Source organism: Mycobacterium pseudoshottsii JCM 15466 (genome assembly GCF_003584745.1).
GTDB lineage: Bacteria > Actinomycetota > Actinomycetes > Mycobacteriales > Mycobacteriaceae > Mycobacterium > Mycobacterium marinum.
On sequence record NZ_AP018410.1, the window covers coordinates 5,363,190 to 5,389,223 of the forward strand.

The 26,034-nt window shown below is 66.4% G+C and carries 20 protein-coding genes and 4 pseudogenes; 5 read left to right on the forward strand and 19 right to left on the reverse strand.

The features are described from left to right. Nucleotide 1 precedes the first annotated feature (1 nt). The 4 genes and pseudogenes from MPSD_RS24490 to MPSD_RS24505 form a co-directional block, all read right to left on the reverse strand. Nucleotides 2-1,757: pseudogene (locus MPSD_RS24490) on the reverse strand (FAD-binding protein). Further along, nucleotides 1,754-2,673 (reverse strand): annotated as a pseudogene (locus tag MPSD_RS24495) (3-carboxyethylcatechol 2,3-dioxygenase). The pseudogenes MPSD_RS24490 and MPSD_RS24495 overlap by 4 nt, the downstream one beginning before the upstream one ends. Next, complete coding sequence (locus MPSD_RS24500) at nt 2,621-4,336, reverse strand: bifunctional 3-(3-hydroxy-phenyl)propionate/3-hydroxycinnamic acid hydroxylase (protein WP_086085228.1); 1,716 nt, start codon at nt 4,334-4,336, stop codon at nt 2,621-2,623. Before MPSD_RS24500 ends, MPSD_RS24495 begins: the two are co-directional and overlap by 53 nt. Then, complete coding sequence (locus MPSD_RS24505; protein ID WP_020785921.1) at nt 4,336-5,202, reverse strand: alpha/beta fold hydrolase; 867 nt, start codon at nt 5,200-5,202, stop codon at nt 4,336-4,338. Before MPSD_RS24505 ends, MPSD_RS24500 begins: the two co-directional genes overlap by 1 nt. Before the next feature lie 128 nt (nt 5,203-5,330). Here MPSD_RS24505 and MPSD_RS24510 point away from each other — a divergent pair, with 128 nt between their 5' ends. Together MPSD_RS24510 and MPSD_RS24515 are read left to right on the forward strand one after the other, a co-directional pair. After that, a complete protein-coding gene (locus MPSD_RS24510) occupies nt 5,331-6,008 on the forward strand; it encodes an IclR family transcriptional regulator (RefSeq protein ID WP_015357205.1) in 678 nt (225 codons plus the stop codon). 14 nt (nt 6,009-6,022) lie between these two features. Beyond that, nucleotides 6,023-7,636 carry an FAD-dependent oxidoreductase gene (locus MPSD_RS24515; RefSeq protein WP_020785920.1) on the forward strand — a complete coding sequence of 538 codons (1,614 nt, stop codon included), beginning with the start codon at nt 6,023-6,025 and terminating at the stop codon, nt 7,634-7,636. 6 nt (nt 7,637-7,642) lie between these two features. Here MPSD_RS24515 and MPSD_RS24520 read toward each other — a convergent pair whose 3' ends face one another. Then, complete coding sequence (locus MPSD_RS24520) at nt 7,643-8,869, reverse strand: sensor histidine kinase (RefSeq protein ID WP_161961024.1); 1,227 nt, start codon at nt 8,867-8,869, stop codon at nt 7,643-7,645. 221 nt (nt 8,870-9,090) lie between these two features. On the opposite strand from MPSD_RS24520, the gene MPSD_RS24530 reads away from it, so the two are divergent. Then, a complete protein-coding gene (locus MPSD_RS24530; protein WP_015357207.1) occupies nt 9,091-9,741 on the forward strand; it encodes a response regulator in 651 nt (216 codons plus the stop codon). Here the strand turns inward: MPSD_RS24530 and MPSD_RS24535 are convergent. From MPSD_RS24535 to MPSD_RS24560, 6 genes and pseudogenes are all read right to left on the reverse strand, one after another. Next, a complete protein-coding gene (locus MPSD_RS24535) occupies nt 9,686-10,996 on the reverse strand; it encodes a sensor histidine kinase (protein ID WP_020785918.1) in 1,311 nt (436 codons plus the stop codon). The genes MPSD_RS24530 and MPSD_RS24535 overlap by 56 nt on opposite strands. Before the next feature lie 214 nt (nt 10,997-11,210). Next, nucleotides 11,211-12,125, reverse strand: coding sequence for a thiamine pyrophosphate-dependent enzyme (locus MPSD_RS24540; RefSeq protein ID WP_020785917.1), 915 nt, complete (start codon nt 12,123-12,125; stop codon nt 11,211-11,213). Nucleotides 12,126-12,361: 236 nt separating this feature from the next. Continuing rightward, a pseudogene (locus tag MPSD_RS24545) lies at nt 12,362-13,913 on the reverse strand (MFS transporter). A 112-nt stretch (nt 13,914-14,025) separates the two neighbouring features. Beyond that, a complete protein-coding gene (locus MPSD_RS24550) occupies nt 14,026-14,325 on the reverse strand; it encodes a PE family protein (RefSeq protein WP_015357210.1) in 300 nt (99 codons plus the stop codon). An 88-nt stretch (nt 14,326-14,413) separates the two neighbouring features. Next, nucleotides 14,414-15,292, reverse strand: coding sequence for an ArgK/MeaB family GTPase (locus MPSD_RS24555; protein WP_086085226.1), 879 nt, complete (start codon nt 15,290-15,292; stop codon nt 14,414-14,416). Between the two features lie 17 nt (nt 15,293-15,309). Continuing rightward, nucleotides 15,310-16,462: pseudogene (locus MPSD_RS24560) on the reverse strand (thiolase family protein). Between the two features lie 126 nt (nt 16,463-16,588). Here MPSD_RS24560 and MPSD_RS24565 point away from each other — a divergent pair. Next, nucleotides 16,589-17,443, forward strand: a complete 855-nt coding sequence (locus MPSD_RS24565) for a proline iminopeptidase-family hydrolase (RefSeq protein ID WP_174524085.1) — start codon at nt 16,589-16,591, stop codon at nt 17,441-17,443. Between the two features lie 28 nt (nt 17,444-17,471). Here MPSD_RS24565 and MPSD_RS24570 read toward each other — a convergent pair whose 3' ends face one another. Genes MPSD_RS24570 through MPSD_RS24585 form a run of 4 tightly spaced genes read right to left on the reverse strand, consistent with a single transcriptional unit; the run spans nt 17,472 to nt 21,611 of the window. Next, nucleotides 17,472-18,239, reverse strand: coding sequence for an enoyl-CoA hydratase/isomerase family protein (locus MPSD_RS24570; RefSeq protein WP_015357213.1), 768 nt, complete (start codon nt 18,237-18,239; stop codon nt 17,472-17,474). 1 nt (nt 18,240) lies between these two features. Further along, nucleotides 18,241-19,338: an acyl-CoA dehydrogenase family protein gene (locus MPSD_RS24575; protein ID WP_086085224.1), complete on the reverse strand. Its 1,098-nt coding sequence runs from the start codon at nt 19,336-19,338 to the stop codon at nt 18,241-18,243. Next, nucleotides 19,325-20,230 carry an acyl-CoA dehydrogenase family protein gene (locus MPSD_RS24580; RefSeq protein ID WP_015357215.1) on the reverse strand — a complete coding sequence of 302 codons (906 nt, stop codon included), beginning with the start codon at nt 20,228-20,230 and terminating at the stop codon, nt 19,325-19,327. Before MPSD_RS24580 ends, MPSD_RS24575 begins: the two co-directional genes overlap by 14 nt. Next, nucleotides 20,208-21,611, reverse strand: a complete 1,404-nt coding sequence (locus tag MPSD_RS24585) for a class I adenylate-forming enzyme family protein (protein ID WP_086085223.1) — start codon at nt 21,609-21,611, stop codon at nt 20,208-20,210. Before MPSD_RS24585 ends, MPSD_RS24580 begins: the two co-directional genes overlap by 23 nt. A gap of 115 nt (nt 21,612-21,726) precedes the next feature. On the opposite strand from MPSD_RS24585, the gene MPSD_RS24590 reads away from it, so the two are divergent. Next, nucleotides 21,727-22,008: a 2Fe-2S iron-sulfur cluster-binding protein gene (locus MPSD_RS24590; protein WP_086085222.1), complete on the forward strand. Its 282-nt coding sequence runs from the start codon at nt 21,727-21,729 to the stop codon at nt 22,006-22,008. 29 nt (nt 22,009-22,037) lie between these two features. Here the strand turns inward: MPSD_RS24590 and MPSD_RS24595 are convergent, their stop codons facing one another. The 4 genes from MPSD_RS24595 to MPSD_RS24610 are packed head-to-tail and all read right to left on the reverse strand — an operon-like array spanning nt 22,038 to nt 26,031. Beyond that, the gene (locus tag MPSD_RS24595; protein WP_051153768.1) at nt 22,038-23,027 is read right to left on the reverse strand and encodes a CaiB/BaiF CoA transferase family protein; all 990 of its coding nucleotides are present in this window, start codon (nt 23,025-23,027) and stop codon (nt 22,038-22,040) included. 47 nt (nt 23,028-23,074) lie between these two features. After that, nucleotides 23,075-24,031: an LLM class F420-dependent oxidoreductase gene (locus MPSD_RS24600; protein ID WP_086085221.1), complete on the reverse strand. Its 957-nt coding sequence runs from the start codon at nt 24,029-24,031 to the stop codon at nt 23,075-23,077. Continuing rightward, nucleotides 24,016-24,453 (reverse strand): cobalamin B12-binding domain-containing protein, encoded by a 438-nt coding sequence (locus MPSD_RS24605; RefSeq protein ID WP_015357218.1) that lies wholly within the window; start codon nt 24,451-24,453, stop codon nt 24,016-24,018. Before MPSD_RS24605 ends, MPSD_RS24600 begins: the two co-directional genes overlap by 16 nt. Further along, complete coding sequence (locus MPSD_RS24610) at nt 24,454-26,031, reverse strand: methylmalonyl-CoA mutase family protein (protein WP_020785906.1); 1,578 nt, start codon at nt 26,029-26,031, stop codon at nt 24,454-24,456. Between the last annotated feature and the right edge of the window lie 3 nt (nt 26,032-26,034).

Below are 26,034 nucleotides of genomic sequence, written 5' to 3' on the forward strand. Positions count from 1 at the left end.
GCTACCTTCCGTGGAAATGGGTGGTCGGTGTCGCGCGCCGCGCATCTAGCCGCGCGGCAAGGTGTTTGGCCGCCACAAAGCCAAAGGTCATTGCCGGCCCGATGGTTGCCCCCGCGCCGGCGTAGCTGCGGCCCATCACCGGGGCGGAGGTGTTACCCACCGCATAGAGTCCGCCCACCGTGGTGTCATCGGGCCGCAGCACTCGGGCATACTCGTCGGTGCGCAGACCGCCCGAGGTCCCCAGATCCCCGAGAACGATGCGAAATGCGTAGTAGGGCGGATCTCCGAGCGGATACAGGTTGGGGTTGGGCAGCGTCGGATCGCCGTAATAGTTGTCATAGACGCTGTCGCCGCGGTTGAAGTCGTCATCGTGGCCGTAGACGGCGAGTTCGTTGAACCGCTCGGCAGTCGCCTGCAGCTGCCCGCCCGGAACACCGATCTTGGTCGCCAACTCTGCCCAACTCGTTGCGGCTTTGACCACACCCGACTCCAGCCAGGCGGTTGGGATCTTGCGGCCGGTGGGTACCGGGGCCCCGGGAATCTTCGGTATCGGTAGATGACCGGCCACGACGTAGCGATTGAAGGAGCGGTGATCGGTGACCAGCCAGCACGGTATATGGGTGACACCGGATTTCTGGCCCGCGATCATGGCGTGACCGAAGTCCATGTATGGCGCCGCCTCATTGATGAAGCGCTTGCCCGCTCCGTTGACGATGAACTGAGCCGGCATCATTCGTTCGTTGAGCATGAATTGCATTCGGCCATCCGGCCATTGGATCGCCGGGAACCACCACGCCTCGTCCAGGAGGTCGGCGGCCGCACCCACCCGTTGGCCCGCGCGGATACCGTCTCCGAGTGCCGCGGGGTTGCCGAAACTCCAGTCCTGCTCCACCAGGGGTTGATGCTCTTTGCGCCAGGCCAGGTCGTGGTCAAAGCCGCCGGACGCCAGGATCACGCCGCCGCGCACTCCGATCCGTTCTCGGCCGCCCTCCGTTTGCACCACCGCACCGGTCACCGCTCCCCCGGCGTCGGTGAGCAGCTCCACCAGCGGCGCATCGAGCCACAGCGCGACACCTAGCTCCTTCATCGCCAGCCGCAGCCGTGCCGCCAGCGACTGTCCGATCGCCGCTATCTGCTCACCGAAGACTCTGGCCCGGATCATCCGGGTCACCAGTTTGAGTAGGACGGCCTTGCCTGCCCAGGACTGCCGGATGCGATAGAAGGACCGCAGTTCCTTGGGGCCCAGCCAGATTCCCCTGGGGGCCAGCGCCAGCGGTGTGAGCAGGCGAGGTTGGTCGTCGCCCAGCTTGCAGCAGATCGATGGGTGGCACGTTGATCGTGCTGCCCAGCACCGAGCCTCCCGGCAGTTCCGGATAGTAGTCGGCGTAGCCGGGCTTCCAGACGAACTCCAGCCAGGCAGACAGGCCTTCCAAGAACTCCAACATTTGTGGGGCCGAGTAGACATACTGCCGAATGCGCGCCTCGCTCACCAAGCCATCGGTGATCCGTCGCAGATAGCCGACCACGTCATCGGGGTTGGGCGAGTAGCCCGCCCGGCGTTGCGCGGGAGCCCCGGGAACCCAGATGCCACCCCCCGACAGCGCCGTGGAACCGCCAAAGCATGAGGATTTTTCGATGACCAGGGTGTCGAGTCCGCTCGACGCCGCGGTCAGCGCGGCGGTCATGCCCCCACCACCGGATCCGACCACGAGCACGTCGACCATGCGGTCGACGTCACCCCAAGGTCCGACAGTCATGGGATCGGTACCGCCGTCCGGATGGCGAATCCGGCGATCAGGTCGGCCGCCTGCTTGTAGTAGCGGACTTTCGTCTGATACGGCCCGGCCACCGCCATGGCGGCGAACGCCGAGATCCAGGTGCGTATTTCATGCGCCGAGCTGCCGCCTTCGTGGGTGACGAACGAGTTCGACCAGCGATCGAGGTCGCTGAGGTGTCCGTTGTCGATGATTTCCAGGAAGCGCTGGTCCCAAGCCGGATTGAGCGGCTGTAGGTCACTGTTTCCCGCCGCGAAGCTCTTGGCCGCTTCCATCACGACGGTCTGCCGGGCTTGCCGCTGTGCGGGAGTCAGAGGCTGGCCGTGCACGATGCGCTCCCGGACCTGCGGATCTGCGCTGTGCAACGTCGGCACCGGCGGACTATGGGAGAGCCCGCCCGATCCGATCACCAACACCCGCAGGTCCAGGGTTGACAAGAAAGTTCCTACCGCGGTGCCCAGCGCTCGGCACCGCCGCAGTGGGCCCAGCGGGGCGGCTATCGCGTTGATGAAGATCGGTATCACCGGGCGGGCGGTCGCGGTTCCGAACAACTTTTCCAGCGGCTGCACGGTCCCGTGGTCCACGTCCATGCTGGCCATACGGCCACGTCGACATCCGCGCCGAGCACCGCCTTGGCGCAGTCCGCTGCCAGGTCGGTAGGAACATCAAGCGCACCGATGTGGGTGCCGTAGTCCCCAACCGCACTGGCGTACATACCAATACAAAACGGGGGCATCGCTCGGTAGAAGAAGCCGTTGTAGTGATCCGGGGAGAAGATGACCACCAGGTCCGGGTCGTAGGCACGCACGAACTCGGCGGCCTCGGCAATGGCGGCATGGACCTCGTCAAGTAGGTCGAGCCGCGGCCCCGGTAGATTCAGCAGCGGGCTGTGGGACATACAGCACAGAGCCAGAGCCATTTTCGGCGTCACCCCCTCCCGAAGCAAGCGAGAGGGCTGTGACCAGCGATCGGCTCAGGTCTGGGGCCAGCTGGGCAATGCAGGCGCCGGCGATGCAGCGGTCGGGACGCACGAACAACACCGATTCGTCGTGCGAGTCGAACCAGGCCTTGATTTCACCCGTACGGTCGCCGACGATCACCACGTCTGGGTCATCGTCGCCGGTCCAGTGCAGCTGGACCGCCGGGCGCGCGGCAACAAATTTGGCGCCCAACGCTTTCCACGTAGCAAATGCGGTATCCCCGAGAATCTTTCGCGGGTTGTTGTTGCAGCACAGCACGGCGAACCAGCCACCCAGCACGTCGTCCAGCAGGATGTTCTGCTGGCCGCAAGTGTCGACTCGAGGCTGGATGAACAACGTGCCGACCGGCGACCGAGGGCGCCGAGGCCGGTCATGCACGACGGCCCCAACCTCGTATCGCGGCATCGGCTTGAACCGCATCTCGAGTACGTAGCGCTTGAGCGAGGGCAGCACCGATGCGGAGCGCACCACCGCGTTGCGCACGGCCGCGATTCTGCGGTCGGTCGGCGAAATCACCCGACCCACCATGGTGGACAGGTCGATCATCGCCCGCGCGTGCTTGCGCCGCTCCAAATCGTAACTGTCGAGCAGCGCTTCGCCGGCCTGGCCCCGAACCACCGCGGCCAGTTTCCACCCCAGATTTGCCGCGTCGCGGATGGCGCTGTTGTAGCCCTGCCCTTGCCAGACCGGCATCAGATGTGCCGCGTCGCCGGCCAGCAGCAGACGCCCACTGCGGAAGGCACCGGCGATTCGCGAATGATGGGTGTAGACGCGGCGCCGGATCACCTCGACCCGTTCGGGGTGCGGTACCAGCCGGGCCAGCATTCTGGTCAGGAAGGCCGGATCGTCGGCCTGCTCGTCAGACTCATCGGCGTGAATCATGAACTCGAACCGTCGTATCCCGTGAGCGATCGAGATCGAGGCATACGGGCGGCTCGGGTCCGCACCCGCCTCGCTGTTCGGATGTCCCAGCGGGTCGTTGGCGATATCAACCACCAGCCATCGGGTAGGCGAGGTCGTGCCGTCGAAAGACACACCCATCATCCGGCGGGTGATGCTGCGGCCGCCGTCGCAGCTAACGACATAGCCGGCCCGCACCCGCCGCGATTTGCCAGAGTCGTCTGCTGCGGTACCGCACTCGACCGCTACCGCGGTTTCGGTCTGCACACATGAGGTCACCGGCCGACCCCACCACACCTCGACGTGGTCGAACCTGTCCAGACCACGGAGCAATTCCGCATCGACCAGCGGCTGCACGAATCCGTTGCGCTTCGGCCAGCCGAAACGCGCGTCCGGCGGGGCCATCTCGGCAAGGATCCGGCGCTTGGCATCGAAGCACCGCAGAATCTGGTTGGGCACCGTGTGCGGCAGGATGCCCTCGACCAGGCCGATCGACTGGAAGGTACGCAACGCCTCGTCCTCGAGCCCGACGCCGCGCGGATAGTCGATCAGCGTCGCGCGCTCCTCGATGACCAGCGTCCGGACACCCTGCAAGCCAAGGATATTGGCCAGGGTAAGGCCAACCGGTCCGGCACCGACCAGCAGAACATCAAAGTCGTTCTGTCGTCGCTTCCTAGACATCAGTGCCCCATCAGGAAGTCGAGATGGCGGTGATTGAAGGACTTGGCGTCTTCGTACTGCGGCCAATGGCCGCAACCCGACATCACCTCAAAGCGTGCGCCGGGAATCATCGATGCGATCCGGCGCCCCTCTGTCACGTCGGCCGTCGGGTCATGGCTGTTCCAGAGCACCAGCGTCGGCGCTTTGATGGCCCCGTACTCGGCCGGTCCCAGCAGGTTGCGGGCCCGGATCTGCGGATCCTGCAAGGCCATGATGTCGCGCATCGCGGCAACGAATCCCGGCTGGCGGTATATCCGTTGGCGGCTGGCCACCAGATCGTCGTAGTCCTTGGACTTGTCCGCCATCAGCCACTTGATCCGCGCCTGCACGGTCTCCCAGGTCGGATTCTCGGCGGCGGCCATCGAAAACGTAACGATGCGCGCCATCACCTCGGGATCCGCCTGAGAACCACCAGCGGTATTGAGTACGAGGCGTTCAACCGCTTCGGGATGATCGACGGCCGCGCGGGCCGCTACCCAGCCGCCCAGCGACTCACCGCTGATGCTTGCGCGTTGAGCACCGATGGCACGCAGCACCGCCATCAGATGCTCGACGTAGTGGCGGATTTCCAGTGGGTGACCCGGCTTGTCGGTGTAGCCATGGCCCAGCATGTCGATTGCCCAGGTCCAGAAGTGCTCGGCGTGCGCGGCTAGATTTCGGACGTATGCCTCGGCGTGACCACCAGATCCGTGCAACAGCATCAGTAGCGGCCGGTCCGGTTCGCCGGCACGCAGGTAGCGAGTCCGAACTCCCTGCGCGGTGGTGAGGTAGCCCTGCTCGAACATGACGCCCTGCAGGTCGCTCCACACGCTCTCGAAGTCCGTCACGGTTCCTCTCCGGGCCTGCCACTAGCGGAAATATTGTTCTTGTTTTTCAGAATCTTATTGTGATAATATCGCACATTGATCTGCGATATATATAGAGCTTCGCTCTCGCATAGGGATGTGTCAAGACTGTGACGGGCTCGGGAGCGGGGTCGCAGACGTTGGCGCGGGGGCTCACCGCGCTGCAGTTGGTCGCCGCGTCTCCGGCGGGCCTGTCGATGCAGGAAGTTGCCGATCGGGTCGGGGTGCACCGGACCATCGCCTACCGATTGCTGCTGACGTTGACCCAGTTCCGGCTGGTGGCCAAGGGCGAAGATGGGCGCTTCCGGCCGGCAGCCGGCCTCGCGGTGCTCGGCGCGTCCTTCGACCACAACGTGCGCCAGCTCAGTCTGCCAACGCTGCGCGCACTGGCCGATGATCTGGGCACCACCGTTTCATTGCTGGTTGCCGAGGGCGACGAACAGGTCGCCCTCGCGGTGATCGTCCCCACCCAGGTCGCCTATCAACTCGCCTTCCACGAGGGCAGCAGATATCCCCTGGACCGCGGCGCGGCCGGCATCGCGCTGCTAGCCAGCATGGCCGCGCGCCCCGGGGAGCGGGAGCTGGTCGCCGCGACGCGCCGGCGTGGCTGGGTGACCACCTTCGGCGAGATCGAACCGAATACCTATGGGCTGGCCGTGCCGGTCAGGCGGCCGGCACCAGCCCCACCAACCTGCATCAACCTCATCTCGCATCGAGAAGACGTGGTGATGCGCGCGAAGGGCGCCGTCATCGACGCCGCGCGGCAGCTGTCCACGCAGCTGAGCTGAAGGGATACCCAATCATGTTGTGGAGTCAGACATTCGATGTCGTCGTGCTCGGTAGCGGCGGCGCCGGACTCACGGCAGCCCTGAGCGCGGCAGTCGCCGGCGCCACGGTGGCGGTGTTCGAGAAGGCGCCGACCGTCGGCGGGACCACCGCCGTCTCGGGCGGGATCGCTTGGATCCCCGCCCATCAGCGATCCCCCGACCGGGACCTCGCGGTCGACGATGCGTTGCGCTACCTGCGCGCACAGTCCTTGCACTCGATGGACGACGCCCTGGTCGAAACGTTTGTCCGAACCGGGGCGGCAATGCTCGATTTCGTCGAAAAGCACAGCGGCGTGCGTTTCGAGATCGCCGCCGGCTTCCCCGACTACCGGCCCGAGTTGCCGGGCGGACAACCGGCGGGCGGCCGGTCGCTCGGCCCGGCGGCCTTTGAACCAAGCCGCCTCGGCGAATGGGCCAGCCGAATCACCTCTTTCCCCCCGGATTGGTCCAATGTCGGCTTCGACGCCGAAACCCGGGCTCGGCTGCACGCCGGCGTCGAGGAATCCGAAGACCTGTGCGTGGCCGGTACCGCTCTGGTGGCCGGGCTATTACAGGGATTGCTGGACGTCGGGGTGACACCGCGCACCGACGCCGCGGCCGAGGAACTGGTGGTCGAAGACGGGGCGGTCGTCGGGGTCCGGATTGCCCAGTCCGGCCGCAGCATCAGCGTCCGTGCCCGCCGCGGTGTTGTCCTGGCAACCGGTGGATTCGAATGGGATCCCGTCCTGGTGCGGGCCTTCCTGCGAGGCCCCATGCACGGTGCGGTCTCACCGCCCAACAACACCGGCGACGGGCTGCGGATGGCGATGGCACGCGGCGCCGAGCTGGCCAACATGGGTGAAGCCTGGTGGGTTCCCATCGTGCAGATCCCCAACGACACCATCGATGGCAAGCAGCGCAGCCGCAGCGTGCGGCTGGAGCGAACCCGCCCGCGCAGCATCATCGTGAACCCGGCCGGGCAACGCTTTGTCAACGAGGCGTGTGACTACAACTCGATGGCCGGCGCCTTCCACTACCTCGATCCCAGGGGTGGCTACGTGAACGATCACGCCTGGATCGTGTTCGACTCGGCCCATCTGCAGCGCTACGGGTTCCTCGGGATCGAACCCGGCCAACCGGTTCCGGACTGGTTCTGTGAGTCGACCGACCTCACCGAGCTGGCCACTAAGACCGGTATCGACGCCGACGGCTTGGGGCGCACGATAGCGCGATGGAACCATAACGTCGCCTCCGGTACCGATCCCGACTTCGGTCGCGGCGCCAGCGCATACGACCGCTATTGGGGTGACGACCAGGCAACCACCCTTGCCGGCAAGACACTTGGCCCCATCGACAGCGCGCCCTTCTACGCGGTGCCGATCCGGGTGGGCGCCATGGGCACCAAGGGCGGACCGCGCACCGATCGCGACGGACGTGTCCGGCACGTCAGCGGAGGATCCGTACCGGGACTGTTCGCCGCCGGCAACGCTATGGCGGGAGTGACCGGGCGGGCATACGGCGGGGCGGGTGGAACAATTGGTCCGGCAATGGTTTTCGGCTATCGGGCCGGCCGCACGGCCGCCACCGGCGAATCGGCCGATGCGCCCTAGCGCCGTTTAGCCCTTCAGCGGAATGCGTACACAAACGTGGGTGCCGGTCGGTGTATTGAGGAAGACCAGCGATCCACCGGCGGCATCGACACGGGCCCGATGCGAGGCCAGACCGATATGCCCCTGGCCGAGGCGGCGCGCCATCGTTTCTCCGCTGACGCCGACGCCGTCGTCGGCCACATCCAGCACGCACACGCCGTCGGAGATGCCCAGAGCCACCGAAGCATTACGCGCCCGCGAATGCTGCACCACATTGGACAGCAACTCCCGGGCCACACCGAAGACGATGGGATCGATCTCGTCACGTATCGGATAGTCGACATCGTCGGTGATCCTGATGCCCGAACGTTGGGCGTGAAAGGAGGCCAACTGTTCGACCGCCGCACCCAGGCCGACCTGTTCGAGAACGGCCGGATGCAGCTCGAAGGTTGCCTGCCGCAGCAGATCCGACGCACTCTGCAGACCTGCCAGTGCGGTGCTCACTCGTTGGTCGTGGGGGGCGGCGGCCCGCAATTCGATCAGTTCCTGGCGCGCGGCCAGCACGTCCTGCAGCGGCCCATCGTGAATGGATTCCGAAATCCGGCGTTGCAGCACTTCCGAAGCTGTCATGGTCTGTGCGAGCAACTCTTCACGTATCACGCTCAACGTCGCTACCGAACGGGCGTGCCGTTCCTCGCTGCGGACCACCATCAATGCGGTGGCACAGAGGAATGCGTAGAGCCCGAACCGAAAGATCGCCTCGGGCCAGCCATTCATCCGAATCACCACCGGATCCTGAGCCAACGCCAGGGCGAATCCAACCAGCGTCAATGCCAGCACCACCGCGGCCCGCCGCGACGAAATGTCGAGGGCAACCAGCACCGGCAACAGCGTCATGATCAGCAGCGAATAGATGCCGTCGGTGGACAGCAACTGAAAGCCGGTCAGCGCCAACACATCGACGGCGGTGAAGGCGAGCGGTTCGTATCTGGCGATGTTGGCAAATCGGTCCAGGCTGACCATCGGCCGCGACCGTCGAAACGCCAACGCCAGCGCCAGCGCCCACAGTGCGGCAAACGCGTAGACACAGATCAAGGCCGTCTGCGCGCCCCATTCCCGGCGCGGCGTACCGACCAACATGGCGGCAACCATGAACAACACAACCCCGATCCGAAGCACGGAGCCGATGCGGTAAGCGCGCAGCTGGTGTGTTCGGCGCACCCGAGCCAGTTCTGCGTCGCTGGTGACCACCACAGGAACACCGTACAGACGGCACGAACCGACCAGCTGGCCATAATTTGCACACGACGGGTTCGGCGACCTTTCTGTGCGCCGCTGCCCGAGGCTCTGACCAGCAGATTCGTCCTGGCGCCGGCAGCTAGGAGCAAACTGTCGGCGGTCGGCTTGGCGTTGCCTGGAATTCGTCATCGATCCTGCTGAACCACCCGTTAAACTCAGGCCATGGTCGGCGCGCCATGGATGTGACTAAAACCGAGAAAGTGCGAGTGGTAGTCGGTGACGACCACCCGCTCTTTCGTGAGGGTGTGGTACGCGCGCTGTCGTTGAGCGGTTCGGTCAACGTTGTCGGCGAGGCCGATGATGGCGCGGCGGCGCTGGAACTGATCAAGACGCACTTACCCGACGTGGCCTTGCTCGACTACCGGATGCCGCGGATGGACGGCGCGCAGGTCGCTGCGGCGGTGCGCAGCAATGAGCTGCCCACTCGGGTGTTGCTGATCTCGGCGCACGACGAATCGGCGATCGTGTACCAGGCGCTGCAGCAGGGTGCCGCCGGTTTCTTGCTGAAAGACTCGACGCGTACCGAGATCGTCAAGGCGGTACTCGACTGCGCGAAGGGCCGCGATGTGGTGGCGCCGTCGCTGGTCGGCGGGCTTGCCGGAGAGATCCGCCAGCGTGCGGCACCCATGGCTGCGGTGCTCAGCGCCCGGGAGCGCGAGGTGCTTCATCGCATCGCCAAGGGCCAGAGCATCCCCGCGATCGCCGGCGAACTCTACGTCGCGCCGTCGACGGTCAAGACCCACGTGCAACGGCTATACGAGAAGCTCGGCGTCAGTGACCGAGCGGCCGCCGTCGCCGAGGCGATGCGGCAAGGGCTTCTCGACTAGTTGCGCCGGCGGGCGGGTGCCGATCCGGCGCCGGCGAAGGCACCGACTTCAAGGGCAGTTCGACGCACACATGGGTGCCCGCCGGGGCATCGAGAAAGACGAACGTTCCGCCAGCCGCGTCGACCCGCGCCCGATGCGAAGCCAGGCCGATATGTCCCTCACCGAGACGGCGCGCCGCGGTACCGCCCGCGATGCCCACCCCGTCGTCAGCCACGTCCAAAACGCAAGCTCCGTCGGTGATCCCAAGGCTGACCGACACATGTTTGGCCTGTGCATGGTGCACCACGTTGGACAGCAACTCGCGTGCCACACCGAACATGATCGGGTCGATCTCGTTGCGGATGGGGTAGTCGACGTCGGTGCTGACCTCGATGCCCGATCGGCGCGCAGTGAAGGTCGCCAACTGTTCCACGGCCGCACCCAGGCCAACCTGTTCGAGGACGGCCGGGTGCAGCTCAAAGGTGGCCTGCCGCAACCGTTCGGAGGCACTTTGCAGGCCGGCCAGTGCGCGCTCCACCCGATCGTCGCCGGGCCAGACGCTCTGCAAGTCGACGAGTTCCTGGCGCGCGACCAGCACGTCCTGCAGCGGGCCGTCGTGAATGGACTCCGAGATCCGGCGCTGCAACACCTCCGAGGCCGTCATCGTCTGGGCCAGCAATGCCTCTCGCAACGCGCTCAAACCCGCGACCGAGCGAACACGGCGCTCCTCGGTACGGACCACCACCAATGCGGTGGCGCACAAAAACGCGTAGAGCGAGAACACAAACACGGAATCGGGCCACCCCGCGTCGCCGAGCAGCACATTGTCATGAACCCCGGCGATGGTGAACCCGACAATGGTGAATGCCAGCACCACCATCGCCCGTCGTGACGAAACGTCGACGCCCACCAAAATCGGCAGCAAGGTCATCATCAATAGCGGATAGATCCCATCGGCCGACAAGAGCTGAAACGCGGTCAGCACCGCTATGTCGACGGCAGTGAAGGCCAGCGGTTCCCAGGACCGGATGGTGACCGCTCCGCTGGCCGCCACTCGCCGCGGTGAAAACGCGAGCAGCAGGGCGCCCGCCGCGGCCAGCACGTACACCACGACCAACGTGATTTGCTGGGCCCATTCGTGCTGGGGAGTGCCGATGAGCATTGCGCCGATCAGGAACACCAAGACCCCGAGGCGAAGCACCGAGACAAGCCGGTAGGAGCGCAGTTGATGCAGCTTGTGCACCCGCTCCAGCTCAAAATCGCCGGTCATCCCCACCGGAACACCGTACTCACAGCGGCAGACACCTGCCAGACTCGGAGTCGCCCAGCGCACCCCGGCTCTGCCAAGCCAGGCACGCACCGGTCCACCTCCGGACCAAAATGCGAGTCGTGCGGGCTGCGACCAGCACAGGCGGGGCCGGCGCGCCAACTGGCACTGCTGCCAGGTTTCAGCGGCGACGTCCGGTCTGCCCAGCTGGTCTGCGCGCTGCTTAACTACGCCCATCATGACCGGGACAGGTCCCCGACTTGGCCAAGGCAACGGCGTCGGCGACCAGTTTGCGTGCCGTGCGCTCCACATCGCAGAGCTGCGCCGCATCGGCTCCACCGGCCTTCAGCCGGCCGCCGGTGAATACCAGCGGATCCAGGAAAGGTTCGGTAGCGGCCGCGTCGTAATCACCATCGAATGAGGGAAAATCGCTGCTCCGGTAGGTGATGGCGCGTACCACGGTGGGGCCGGCGCCAGCACGCGCCCGCTGCACCGCTGTGGCCACACAGCGTCGAACCGCCTGGACGTCGTGACCATCCACGGTGACGCTGGGAATCCGCTGGCACGCATCTCCGCCATGGCCGGGGGCGCCGCGCAAACGGCCGGCAACACCGACACCGGGAACGCTTTCAACCACGATCACCACCGGAAGGTGCCACAGCACCGCCATGTTTGCGGCCTGGACAAACGCGCCGGAATTGACATCGTCAGGACCGGTGATGCAGAGCGTGACCCGGTCGCTGTTGTCCAGCCACTGCGAGTATGCGTGCCCGACCGCCAGCAGCGGGCACTGGTCGGCAGCACCCGATCGCTCCGGCGAGTTCAGCTGGTCAGCGTGGTCGCAGGTGCTGTCTTGGCCAATCAGCTCGGCGATCATCGGCCCCAGCGGAAGATCCACACCGACGTGCAGGGCATGTGCGCGACGGCTGGCCAGCACCAGATCACCCTCGGTCAGTGCCGCCGTCGCACCGATACTCACGGCCTCCTGGCCCAACGCGGTCGATACCGGTGACTCCATCAGACCGTCGGCACGCATTTCCTCCAGCGCCATGTCGAGCAGCCGCAGCACCCGCATCCGCCGATACATTTCGAGGTGGTCGGGCAGGAGCGCGGCCGGGCGTGCACTGGCATGAGTCATCTGTCGGCTCCTCATTTCATTCGTCAGCGGAGGCGTCGGCGGGTCAGCGCCGAGCTCTTCGGCGCCAGCCCCGGATACGTCGCGGGCTTGGGGATGGCGGTTCGACGGCACCTCAGCGCAAGTTTGAAGCTAGCCGGGCCGGCCCGGCCGTGGTACCGCCGATCGGCCGGACAAACTGACGAACGCCGTTCCCCCGATCGGGGGAAGTCGCAACGCGGTGCCTCGCGCGTAGCGGCTCAAGCGGCTGCAGCCACAGCGGTGTATTGCGAGTCCCGGACCCCGACGTCACCGGACCTGTTCAGCGCCCGGGCCAGCGGCAGGCACAGCGCGGCCCCGGCCAAACCCACTGTCACGGTGACCAGCGCGACCAAGCGATGGCCGCCGTGCGTCAGACTGCAGGAGGACACGATGGGGGGCCACGACCGACGCGATGGCCAGGGTCATCGACCAGATTCCGTGGTAGCGCCCGCCACTGGCGGGCGGAGCAATTCGGTGAACTATCCCAGCCGCGATCACGAACCAGGCGATTTCCCCGGGAGCGGACGCGGCCACGGCGATGGCGAAGCCGAAAGTCGTGTGCGCGAGCGCCGCACCGGCCATGGTCAACGCCGTCCATCCGCCGGCAATCGCCAGGATGTCCAATCGCGGGTTGATGCGGGCCGCGACTTTTCGGCCCAGCCAGGGCGTTATCACCGGGGTTAGGCCGATTCCGGCGGCGGCATTGGCCACCTGGGTCCAGCCGAATTCACCCGCGCCCAGACCGCTGTCGGCCATGAGCATGGGCACGGTGGCGTATAGCCCCCGCACTGCGGTCAGCGTCGCAAGGCTGGACGCGAACAACAGCACCAGCCGACCATCCGAAAATGCCCGGCGGTAGCTGATGCGTGCGGCCCTGACATGCACAGCCGGTGCCACCGGCGGCCGATGCGCCGTTGCCGGGATGCAGCGGGCCGCCACCAGCGCAAGCAGCGCGCACGCCACGGCGTTGATCCAGAACAGCACCGGCACGCCGGACCAGGCGGCGAGCAGTCCGCCCACACCGCCGGTGATCGCTCGGCCGATGCTGACGATCCAGCCAAAACGCCAAGCATCGAGCTTGGCCCGCCGGCTCGGCTCTGGGATCAGCTCGGCGATCGCGGCACCCATCACCGGACGGGGCGCGTCGTAGACCACGCCGGTGATCATGGCGCCGACCAGCAACGCTGCCACGCTGCGCGCTTCGGCCATTCCCACCAGCACACCCGCCGCGATGGTCATGGTCCAAGCCAGCGTCGCGCGGGGGCCCAGAGAGTCCACCAGCCATCCGCAGACCAGCTGCCCCACGGCCCAGCCCACGCCGAACGCGGCCAGCACCGCGCCCACCGCGGCAGCGGCAAATCCTCGCCCTGCCACGTGAAACGCCATGAACGGATAGGCGAATCCGGCGGCACGCACCACCAGGTTTCCGCCCAGTAGCAGCCAAATGACCGCCGGGTAGCCCTCCCTGGCCGGCCGGTGCCGTCCACCAGCGCGTTCGCCCAACGGGCGGGCACCGCCAAGTGGAGCCGCCACCGCGCGAGCGCAGAGCGCCCTTGCCGACCGGGGCTTTGTGTTGGTCTTTGTGTTGGCCATGCGGGCAGCCGATCGGCTGCTGCCACGAGCTTTGGAGCGCAAAGCGGCGTTGCGGGGCCGCAGGAATTTCGTGGTGTCCCCGGCATCGGGGAGATCCGGGCAAGAACTAGAAGAGACACGCATCGCCTCGCCGGCGGCGATGGTCGCGGTAGTCGTCATCGATCCAGAGGTAAGCATGATCGCACCTGGGAGGCTCCTCCGATCAACTCACCACGCGGCAAGAATCTTGTCCGCTGATCGGGGGACACCGCCGATCGACTACAGCGGGCGAATAACCGCCCGTGGGCCGCTACTGAGCGGCGACAGCGTTGGCCGCTTCGGTCTCGGCGTAGGAACCGCCGCTGGCCTGCAAGGTGGTCACGAACATCTCGTAAATCGCCTGCGCCTGCGCGCTCAGCGTTTGGTACATCGCCCCGTGGGCGGCAAAGTGGGCCGCGGTCAGCGCCGACACCTCGTCGGCGGCAGCTGGGACCACCCCGGTGATGGGGGCCATGGCGGCGGCATTGCCCGCGCTCATCCCGGCCCCAACCGAATGTAGGTTCAAAGCCGCGGCGGTCAACGCTTCGGGTGCACTGGTCACAAATGCCATGGCACAAGATTGACACTCCGCCAGGCCGTTGTCTGTCGACCGGAAAGCTATTCGTCAAGAGGAACTGCGTGTCCCCCAATTGGCGGACCTAGGGCGGCGGCGGGGCCAACAGCCGGTCCGCCGCAGCATAAGGATCCTCGAGGCCGTCGACCACCGCTTCGGCGAGCCGGTCCAGGTCGGTACGGCCGCGCAGCCGAGTCTGCGCCAGCGACAGAATCTGTGCCCGGGCGCGGGCCAACCGGCGATCGCGACTATCGCCGCGCTGATGCGCGTCGATCAGGGCCAACAGCTCACCAATGCCCTCCGACTTGACCGCGACCAGGCTGAGGATCGGGGCATTGGTTTCGGCCCGCAAGTCTCGCACGGTCTGTTCGGCACCGACGCGGTCGGCCTTGTTGACCGCCACAATGTCGGCGACTTCCAGCAGACCCGCCTTTGCCGCCTGGACCGCATCGCCGGTTCCCGGATTGAGCACGACGACGGTCGGGTCTGCCACCGCCGCCACCTCGATCTCGGACTGTCCCACCCCGACCGTTTCCAGCAGAACGACGTCGTAACGCAGCGCCCCCAGCAGCCGGATGGCGGCGGGCACCGAGGCGGCCAGACCGCCAAGATGGCCCCGACTGGCCATCGAGCGGATCAGCACCTCGGAGTCGTTGACATGCGCGGTCATTCGGATGCGATCGCCGAGCAACGCACCACCACTGAACGGGGACGACGGGTCCACGGCTAGCACCGCCACCCGGGTTCCGCGCTCCCGGTAGGCGCCGACCAGCCCGGTGATCGTCGTCGATTTGCCCGCCCCTGGCGGCCCGGTGATGCCGATGACTCGCGCGGGCCGCTGCGACCAGTCCTCGATACCCGCCAGCACTTCATCGCGGCGGCCCCCCTCGATCAGACTGAGGAGCCGGCCCGCGGCGCGTTGAGATCCGTTGCGCGCAGCGGCAATCAGATCATCGATGCTCATTGCGTCCTATTTTGCAGCTATGGCGCCGCAACCTCGATGGCCGTCGCCGATCCCATGCCGCCACCGGCGCACATCGCCGCCAGCCCAATCCCGCCGCCGCGTCGGCGCAGTTCGTGCACCAGCGTCACCAGCATCCTGGCCCCGGTCGCGGCCACCGGATGCCCCAACGAGCATCCGCTGCCGCTCACGTTGACCCGATCGGCGTCCAGTTCCAGCAGTTTGACGGTCGCCACGCACATTGACGCGAACGCTTCGTTGATCTCGAACAGATCAACGTCGGAGATTGATAGATGGCCCCGTGCAAGCGCTTTCGGAATAGCTTCGACCGGGGCCAGGCCGGTGGCGGCCGGATCGACACCCACCGACGCCCAGCTGAGCACCCGCGCCAGCGCCGGCATGCCCAACCCCTGGGCCATCCGGTCGCTTGCGATGGTCAGCACCGCGGCGCCGTCATTGGCGCCGCAGGCGTTGCCGGCGGTGATCGAGAAGCCGTCGATCTCGGGATGCAGCGGCTTGAGCGCGGCCAGTTTCTCCATCGTCGTGTCCCGGCGCGGATGTTCGTCGACACAGAACAGGCCGTGCGGCGTCGGGATCGGAACAATCTCCTCCTTGAACCGGCCCTCGTCGATCGCGGCGATCGCGTTGCGATGCGAGCGCAGGGCCCAGGCGTCCATCTCGGCGCGACTCACTCCGGCGGCCACCGCCGCATTCCAGCCGACCGTGATCGACATGTCCATGTTCGGCGCATCCGGCCGGTCCGGGGTGAGTCGGCGGGAACCAGTCGACCCACTCGCCATCGATCTGCATCCGGGGCCGCGGCGAGGTGGAGGCCGAGTTCACGCCCCCGGCGATGATGAGCTGGTCCATCCCCGCCCGTACGCTTGCGGCCGCGCCCTGCACCGCCGCCTGTCCGGCGGCACAGTGCCGATTCTGGGCAAGACCGGGCACATGACCAAGCCCCGCCGTGATGGCCGCGTGGCGGGCGATGACGCCGCCGCCGTAGAGACCTTCGCCCAGGATTACGTCGTCGATCTGCCCCGGATCCAGATCCGCGGTGGCCTCACTGACCACATGGTGGGCCAGGTCGAATGCGTTGGTGTCGCGCAAGGTTCCCTTGCGGGCGGTTCCGATCGGGGTGCACAGGGCAGCGACGATGACGGCTTCAGGCACGGGCTTTCTCCACTTCGGCGGCGCGGAGGCCAGAAGCCGACCGCACATTCACGAGAACCTGATTATCTCAGTTTGAGAGCACCAGTTACAATCAGGACTCCTTACACTGCTGGTGTGACACAACCGGTGGCGACAATCGCGGTCCCGGGCGGCAAGGTGTGGAGCAAGCGCGTCGGCGGCGGCTCCGGCCTTCCCCTGCTCGTGGCGCATGGCGGCCCGGGCCTGCCGCACTACTACCTGTCAGCGCTGCAACGACTGGCCGGCGAACGGGAAGTCATCTTCTGGGATCAACTTGGCTGCGGAAACTCCGAACGCCCGTCCGACGTGGATCTGTGGACAATGGGGCGCTCGGTGGCCGAGATGGGCGCCGTGGTGCGCGCACTCGGGCTGGAAGCCTTTCACATCTTCGGCAATTCCTGGGGCGGAATGCTCGCCCAGCAGTATGTCCTGGACGTGCCATCGGGAGCCGTCAGCCTGACCATCTCCAACAGCACCGCGTCCATTCCCCGGTTCGCCGACAGCGTGATCCGGCTCAAGGCGGAGCTGGATCCTGGCACCCAAGCCACCATTGACCGCCACGAAGCCGCCGGCACCACACATTCGGCCGAATATCAGTCCGCAATCACGACCTGGAACGAAACGTATCTGTGCCGCACTCTCCCCTGGCCTGCCTACCTCACTGAAGCATTCCAGAATCTGGGTCCCGAGATCTTCGAAACGATGTTCGGGCCCAGCGACTTTCGGATCGTCGGGACCATTCGCGATTGGGATGTGGTCGATCGGTTGGCCGAAATCGCCCTGCCGACACTGCTGCTCGCGGGCAAGTACGACGAATGCTCGCCGGAAGACATGCGCGAGATGCATCAACGGATTGCCGGCTCACGATTCGAGTTCTTCGAGTGCAGCGCGCACATGCTCTTCATCGAAGAACCAGACCGGTTTGACCGGGTGATGCGCGACTTCCTGCGCAGCAACGACTGATTGGGTTGGCCAAGCTGGGCGGGTCCGGCTAGTTCTTCGGAGCGGTCAACCTGGTCACGATTGAGCGAAAGTCCTCGGTGGTGAACGACTGGTGCTCGGCCGACAGCGCGTAGTCCAGACTGGCGAGCACGGCCCGCTCGAGGTGAATATTGAGCACCCGTTTGGTGCTTTCGACCGCCTGCTGAGGCAATTTCATGATCCGCTGGGCGCACGCCACCGCCTCGGCCACCGGATCGGCGGCCACATGGTTGGCCAGGCCGAGCTCGACGGCGCGCTGCGCGGCAATCCGCTGACCGGTCAACGCGTATTCCTTGGCCAGCATCAGGCTGATGTGCAATGGCCAGGTCAACGGACCGCCGTCGGCGGCGACCAGACCCACTTGCACATGTGGGTCGGCAAGATAGGCATCCGGCGCGATGTAGACGATGTCACTCAGGGCGACCAGGCTGCAGCCGAGCCCCACCGCCGGGCCGTTGACCGCCGCCACCACCGGCACCCGGCAGCGGGCCATGCCCAGCACGATGTCTCGGCCATGCGCGATGGTCTTCGCCCGCAAGTCGGCGTCTTGGGCGAGTTCGGCCAGATATGCGAAATCGCCGCCGGCCGAGAAGGCTCGCCCGGCGCCCGTGAGCACCGCGGCGCGCGCGCTGCGATCCTCGCTCAACCGCCGCCACAGCCCTGCGAGCCCAACATGCAGATTGTCGTTGACCGCATTGAGCGCATCGGGCCGGTTCAGGGTGATGATGCGCAGCGCCCCCTCGGCGCGAACGTCGATTTCTGTTGGCATGTCATACATGTCAGACTCCCAATCCCAAAATGCGCGATGCGATGATGTTCTTCTGTATCTGTGAAGTGCCTCCCATCACGCTTTGCGCACGGCTGTACAGGTAGGCGCCGAACAGCTCGGGATCATGCGTGCCACCAATGCCGAGCGCGGCATGCCCAACAGACTGTTCCACCCAGGTCATCAGCAATTTGTCCAGCGAGCCTTCGGGTCCGTGCGACACCCCGTCGAGCTGTTCGGACAACCGGCGCCGCACGTGATGAGTCAGCATCTCGGCTTGGACCGCGGCCCAGGCAAGCTCGTCGCTGACCGGATGCCCCTGGGCATGGTTGCGCGCCAACAGCTCTGCGACGAGCTTGTTGTAGCGGGCGGCGTAACCGAGGGTGGACGGTTCACGTTCGTGCCCGACCACGGTCATCGCCACCGCCCAGCCATCCCCTGGGGCGCCGACCATCCGGTCGGCCGCCACCGTGGCGCCGTCGAAGAACACCTGGCCGAACTCCTTGGTGACTCCGTTCATCATCCGCAATGGACGTTGCTGCACACCAGGCTGTTTCATGGCGACCACAAATGCCGACAAGCCTCGGTGCCGGCTAGCGCCGGGTTCGGTTCGGGCCAGCAGCAGACACCAGTCGGCCACGTCGGAGTAACTGGTCCAGATCTTGTGACCATGCACCACATAATCGTCACCGACACGAGTGGCGGTGGTGGTCAGCGCGGCCAGGTCCGAACCCGCACCGGGCTCACTGAACCCCTGACACCAGCGCTCGGTCCCGTCGATGATGCCGGGCAGAAACCGTTGCCGCAGTGCGTCGCTGCCGTGTCGGCCGATGCCGAAGACCAGGTAACCGACGCTGGGGCGCGGTGGCGCACCGGCACGGGCCAACTCTTCGTCGACGATCACGTCATAGACCGGTGCCAGCTCCCTGCCCCCGTATTCGCGTGGCCACGACAGCCCGAAGAATCCCTCGCGGTAGAGGGCCTGGTGCCAGTGCGCCTGCCGGGCCCAATATTGGTCCCCCGATCCGCGAAAGTCATCGGCGTTTACCGAAAGCCAGCTTCGCAGGCGTTGCCGGAAGACCGCCTCCTGCGGTGAATCACGAAAGTCCACGACCGACCTCCTGCAAGCTCACCGGCCACAACTCGGTTGATGTCAACGCCCGGCGCAGGTAAACGTGCACCAGGCAGTCCCAGGTATTGCCGATGCCACCGTGCACCTGTACCGCGGTTTCGCAGACGGTTCGACTGGCACGCGCGCAGTACACCTTTGCCATCCGGGCGGCCTGCACGGCTTGCGCCGGCTCGAGTTCGTCCACCGCCCAAGCGGCATGGCGCAGCACGCTCACCGAACCCTCGATCAACGCCAGGTTCTCCGCCAGCAGATGAGCGATCGCTTGATGGGACCCGATCGCTTTGCCGTACTGCTCGCGAATCTTCGCGTAGTCACAGGCGAGGGCGTGCGCGCCGCGGGCGTCTCCGACCAGGTCTGCGGTGGTGGCGACCAAAGCCAGCGCATACCAGCGCTGCGCGGCATCGGCGGATACCTCACCGACCGCCACCGGCTGTCCCAGCAACCCCGCGTCCAGTCGCGTCAGGTCCGCGCCCGCTCCCGCAACATCGAGATCTGCGGACAGCACGGCGGTACCCGAGAGCACCAGTGCGCGCCGATGTCCGCGCGCATCTATCGCCCGGCCGCCGACGCCCGTCGTCGCGCGCCCGGAGTCTGAGTTCAGTTGCCGGGCCAGGTCATCGGCGAGCACGGGTCCCAGGAATGGCGCATCGGCGAGCCCGCGCCCGAATTCTTCTGCCACAATCGCGACCTCGACACCGGAGGCGCCGTCGGAACGTAACGCTCTCCACCCGGACGCCTCGATCTGCCTATCCAGCTTGGCGATTCGGGCTTCGTCAGCCAGATCCTGCACAGATGCCGGACCGAGATCGTCGGCCATTTTCGCCGCCGCGTCACACAGTTGCCGTTGTTCAGCTGTCAGACGTACATCCATAGAGCTCCTTGAGCGCTCGGCGCAACACCTTTCCGGAGGGCAGTCGAGGGATATCCGGCACGAACACGATCCGCGAGAGCCGCTTGTAAGACGCGAGCGAGGCAGCCACCCGGGCACGCAACTCGGCGGCGTCGACGGGTGTTCGGGCCGCGACAGCGGCAACTACCGCTTCGCCGTTGGCTCCGTCCGGCACCCCGAATACCGCACAATCCCGGACCGCGGGATGGCCGTGCAGAACCGCCTCGATCTCGGCGGGGGCAACCTGGAAACCGCGAACCTTGATCATCTCCTTGAGCCGGTCGGTGACGCGCAGCCAGCCGGCGGCATCCAGCGAGCCGATGTCTCCGGTCCGATACCAACCCTGCGACATGACCTCGGCCGTGGCGGCCGCCGGCAGATAGCCCGCCATCAGTGAATGCGATCGCGCCTGGATTTCGCCGACCTCACCGGGGCCCACCCGCTCACCGGTTTCGGTCGACACCACCCGCAGGTCCACGCCCGGCAGCACACGTCCGACGGTGTCGAGCCGGGCGCCCCGCAGCGGGCTGCAGGCGATCACGGGTAGCTCGGTGGTGCCGTAGGCGGGCACCCAGCCAATGCCGGTCCGGTTCGTCACCGTCTCGGCGATGCCCGCACTCACGGGCGTGGCGCCCCACATGATGAACCTCAGCGACGACAAATCGTAGGACTCGAGGTTGGGATGCGACGCCATCGCCAAAGCTATAGGGGCGACCGCCATTTCCACGGTAATCCGGTCGCTTTCGATGTGTGCCAGCATCTGGTCGATGTCGAACCGGCGATGCAGACGCACCCGAACGGCGGTCCGCAACGCGGTGACGATGTTGAGCAAGCCGAGGATGTGCGAGGGCGGCGTGACGATCTGAATGCGGTCGCGCTCGGTCAGCCCCAGCGCGTCACGCCAGTGGCCAATGGCCCCGTTCAGCGACGCGTGGGTGTGCCGGACCGCCTTGGGCAGGCCGGTGGTGCCCGAGCTGAACACCAACAGCGCATCGCCAGCACGGCGCGGCGCGCCCGGTAGCGGTGCCGCGGGGGTGATCGGCTCATCCAGGTGCAGCATCGGCATCAGACCGGCCAGCACCGGGTGATCCCCGGCGGCATGGGCGGGGCCGGTCAGGGCGAGGGCATGATCCACCTCGGCGCGCTTCCAGGCGGGGCTGATGAGCACCGCCGAGGCGCCCAGACACCAGATGGCGTTCAGCACGGCGACAAACTCCGGCCGGTTGGACGACATCACCGCCACCCGATCGCCCGCGACGACGCCTTGCTTGCGTAGCGCCGCGGCCAGGCCGTCGGCCATCGCCCCCAGCCCGGGCAGGCTAAAGCCCCGATCCTCGAACACGAGCGCGGCCGGCTCGGTCACGTCTCGTCCTTCCCGGCGGTCACGACAGTCTGAGAATATCCTATTTCCTGATGAGAATAGTATTCTCAATAGAGACGGACGCAAGTACATCAGTGGGGGCGCAGGAAGGGCGGTCATGGCGGAACCGGGCATGGTGACGATCTGCCTCGACCGTAGGCGGGCATCGGTGCCGCTGGTGCCTGGCGAGACCCTGCTGGAAAGCGCACGACGAGCGGGGCTGGACCCGCCTTTCAACTGCGAGGCCGGCAACTGCGGGACCTGCCTGGCCCGCCTCACGGAGGGCAGCGCGACAATGCTGGTCAACGACGCTCTTGACGACAGCGAGGTGGCCGACGGCTACATCTTGACCTGTCAGGGCATACCCGATACCGCACCGATCACGGTGCGCTACGAGTAGACCCGCGCAGCACCAGGATCGGCGTGCCGCTATCGGCAGTGTTCGCCCAGGAGCGGCGCCGGCCGGTATTCGGGCCGATAACCGGACACCCGAATCGGATTACCGACGAGGCGCAATTCGCCCGCGCGCACGATCACTTGGGGATTCTCCGCGAGGGCCTCGGGCAGCGTCCGAACGGCTGCCGCGGGCACCCCCAGCGGCCGCAGCCGTCGCCCCCAACCGGCGGCGGTGTCGGTCGCCAACGCCGAGGCGACCACGGTGAGCACCTCCGCACGCCGGGACGCTCGCTCCGCCATGGTCTCGAAGCCATGGATGCCGGCCTCGGCCGCAAAGGCCTTCCAGAACCCGTCATGTGTGACGAACAGCCCGAGGTAGCCGTCGGCAGTCGGAAATAGCTGCGCGGGAACGTAATACGGGTGAGCGCCATGAGGCCTGCGCTGCGGCTCGGTGCCTTCGTTAAGGTACGCGGCGGCGTGGTAGTTCAGCTGGGAGACCATGACGTCGAACAGCGACACGTCCACCTGCCCGCCACGGCCCGAGATGATCGCCGCCAACAACCCAAGCGCTGCACACATCCCGGTGGAGTTGTCCGCCGAGGAATACCCGGGCAGGGTCGGCGGACCGCCGGGTTCACCGGTCAGCGCGGCACTTCCGACGGCGGCCTGGATCACGTAGTCGAAGGCCGGATCGTCGCCGCCATGCAACCCATAACCGGTGATAGCCACGCAAACGATGCGTTCGTTGAACCGCCGCAGCGCTTCGTAGGTCAACCCCAGTCGGCGGATCGACGACGGTCGCAGGTTGACCACCAGCGCATCGGAGTCGGCCGCCAGCTCGGCGAGTCGGTGCTGTCCCACTTCGGAATTCAGATCCAGACAGAGGCCGGACTTGTTGCGGTTGAGGCTGGCGAAGTAGCTCTCACCGACCGTGCGTGAGATCTCACCGCCGGGCGGTTCGATCTTGACGACCTTGGCGCCGAGGTCGGCGAGCAGCAATGTGGCGTAAGGGCCGGCCAGCATGGTGCCGACCTCGATGACCCGAATGCCGGTCAGCGGGCCCGCGGCGGTCACCGCACCTCCGTCGCCAGCATGGCAATCATGTCTCGGGTGCGACGCTTGGAGGCAACCAGCTCTTCACGATTGTCGCCGATCGGCAGCAGCCGCACCGACAGGTCGGTCACACCGGCCTCGGCGAAGCGACGGAATCGAGCCAGGATCGCGTCCTCGTCGCCGGCCGCACAGATATCACCGACGTCTTTGGCATCGCCGTATCCGAGCAGTCTTTGATAGTTCGGCGAAACCTCGACCTCCCCCAGAATCCGGTTGGCGCGATCACGCGCTACCTCGACTTCACTCGAGCCGCAAAGGCAAACGGGGATGCCGGCGACGATGCGCGGAGCCGGGCGGCCGGCATTGTCAGCGGCCTTGGAGATTCTGGGCACCACATGCTCGGCCACCGCACGTTCGTCGGCCATCCACAGCACGGTGCCGTCCGCCCGCTCGCCGGCCAGGGTCAACATCACCGGCCCGAGCGCTGCGACCAGCACCGGCAGGGGCGCCACCGCGGCCAGATCCAGCGGGTTGTGCACCCGGAAGCTGTCGTTCTCCACGTCGACGGGCCCGGGGTTGGCCAAGGCCGCGGCCAGGACCTCGAGGTAGTCCCGGGTGTAGGCGGCGGGCCGCTGGTAGGGCAGCCCGAGCATGTCGTCGACGATCCAATGGTGCGACGGTCCGACGCCCAGCACCAGGCGACCACCGGTGGCCGCATGCACCGACAGAGCTTGCCGGGCCAACGCAATAGGGTGCTGCGTCTGCAGGGGCACTACGGCGGTACCCAGCTCGATGCGGCTGCTCCGCGTTCCCATCAGGGTCACGGCGACCAGTGCGTCAAAGTCATTGGGAATCTGGGGAATCCACGCGCTATCCAGGCCGGCTGTTTCCGCCCAGTCGATATCGGCCAGCATCCGGCCCACCTTGCGGCCCGAATCCCCGCGCTCGGGGCCGATCATCACTCCGACACGCACGGTTCCTCCATGGACGGTTGCGGTGCGGTTTGCGCGTCGCCGGTCAGCGCGCGGATGTCGCGCACCAGGTCATCCAGCGGTGTTCCGGTGGGAAACACCGCCGCCGCACCGGCGGCCAGCAGCTTGGGCACGTCGGAGTGCGGGATGGTCCCGCCGACGACGACGGCGATGTCGGCGGCATCGGCGTCGCGCAGGGCCTCGATGGTGCGTGCCGTCAGGGCCAGATGGGCACCCGACAAGATGCTCAAGCCGACCACGGCCACATCTTCTTGAACGGCGATCGAGGCGATGTCTTCGATACGTTGCCGGATGCCGGTGTAGATCACCTCGAAGCCGGCGTCGCGCAGCGTGCGGGCGACGATCTTGGCGCCGCGGTCATGACCGTCGAGACCGGGCTTGGCGACCAGGATCCGGGCGGCCATCTAGAACACCACCGGTTGCTGGAATTCGCCCCACACCGCCTTGAGGGCGCAGACCATCTCACCGACCGTGCAGTATGCGTTGGCGCAGTCGATCAGCCTGTGCATCAGATTGTCGGCTCCTTCGGCGCCTCGCGCGAGCGCGGCGAGGGTGGACTGCACTGCGTCGCTGTCTCTTTCAGCCTTGACCTTGGCGAGCCGCTTGAGCTGAAGGTCACGGCCTTCGGCGTCGAGTTCGTAGGTGACGATGTCGGGTTCGGCGTCCCCGGAGACAAACCTGTTGACCCCCACGACGGGTCGAACACCCGCTTCGATGTCCTTGTGCGTTCGGAAGGCCTCGTCGGCGATCAGGCCCTGCAGATATCCATCCTCGATGGCGCTGACCATCCCGCCGTGGCGCCGCAGGTCGTCCATGATCTCGATGATCCGAGCCTCGGTGGCATCGGTGAGCGCCTCTACGAAGTAGGAACCGCCAAGCGGGTCGGCGACGCGGGTCACGCCGCTTTCATAGGCCAGGATCTGCTGGGTGCGCAGCGCCAAAGTGGTGGACTCCTCGGTCGGCAGGGCAAACGGCTCGTCCCAGGCCGCAGTGAACATCGACTGCACCCCGCCCAACACCGCGGCCATCGCCTCGTAGGCGACGCGGATCAGGTTGTTCTGCGCTTGCGGTGCATACAGCGACGCGCCGCCGCACACGCAGCCGAACCGGAACATCGCCGCTTTGTCCGTCTTGGCGCCGTATCGCTCGCGCACCAGCGTCGCCCAGCGCCGTCGTCCCGCACGGTATTTGGCGATCTCCTCGAAAAAGTCGCCGTGGGTGTAGAAGAAGAACGAGATCTGTGGGGCGAACTGATCGATGGTCATCCGACCGCGTGCAACGACGGTGTCGCAGTGGGTGATTCCGTCGGCGAGGGTGAATGCCATCTCCTGTACCGCGGTGGCCCCGGCGTCACGAAAATGGGCTCCCGCCACCGATATGGCGTTGAATTTCGGGACCTCGGCCGCACAGAACTCGATCGTGTCGGCGATCAGCCGCAGCGAGGGCTCCGGCGGCCAGATCCAGGTCCCGCGCGACGCGTACTCCTTGAGGATGTCGTTCTGGATCGTCCCGGTGAGCTTGGCGCGCGGAACTCCCTTTCGCTCGGCGGCGGCCACGTAGAACGCCAGCAGAATCGCCGCCGTGCCATTGATGGTGAAACTGGTGCTGATCTTGTCCAGCGGGATGTCCTCGAACAGGATTTCGGCGTCGGCCAGGGTGTCGACCGCGACGCCAACACGGCCGACTTCCTCGGCGACGTCTGGGTCGTCGGAGTCGAATCCACATTGGGTGGGCAGGTCGAGCGCCACCGATAACCCGGTCCCGCCCTGGTCCAGCAGATAGCGGTAGCGGCGGTTGGACTCCTCGGCGGTGCCGAACCCGGAGTACTGCCGAAACGTCCACAACTTGCCTCGGTATCCCGACGCGAAGTTGCCGCGGGTGAAGGGGTACTCCCCCGGAGGCGGCGGCTCCGCCGTGCGGTCCCCAGGGCCGTAGACCGGCGCAACTGGGATGCCCGATGCAGTCTGGGTCACATCATCCATCTA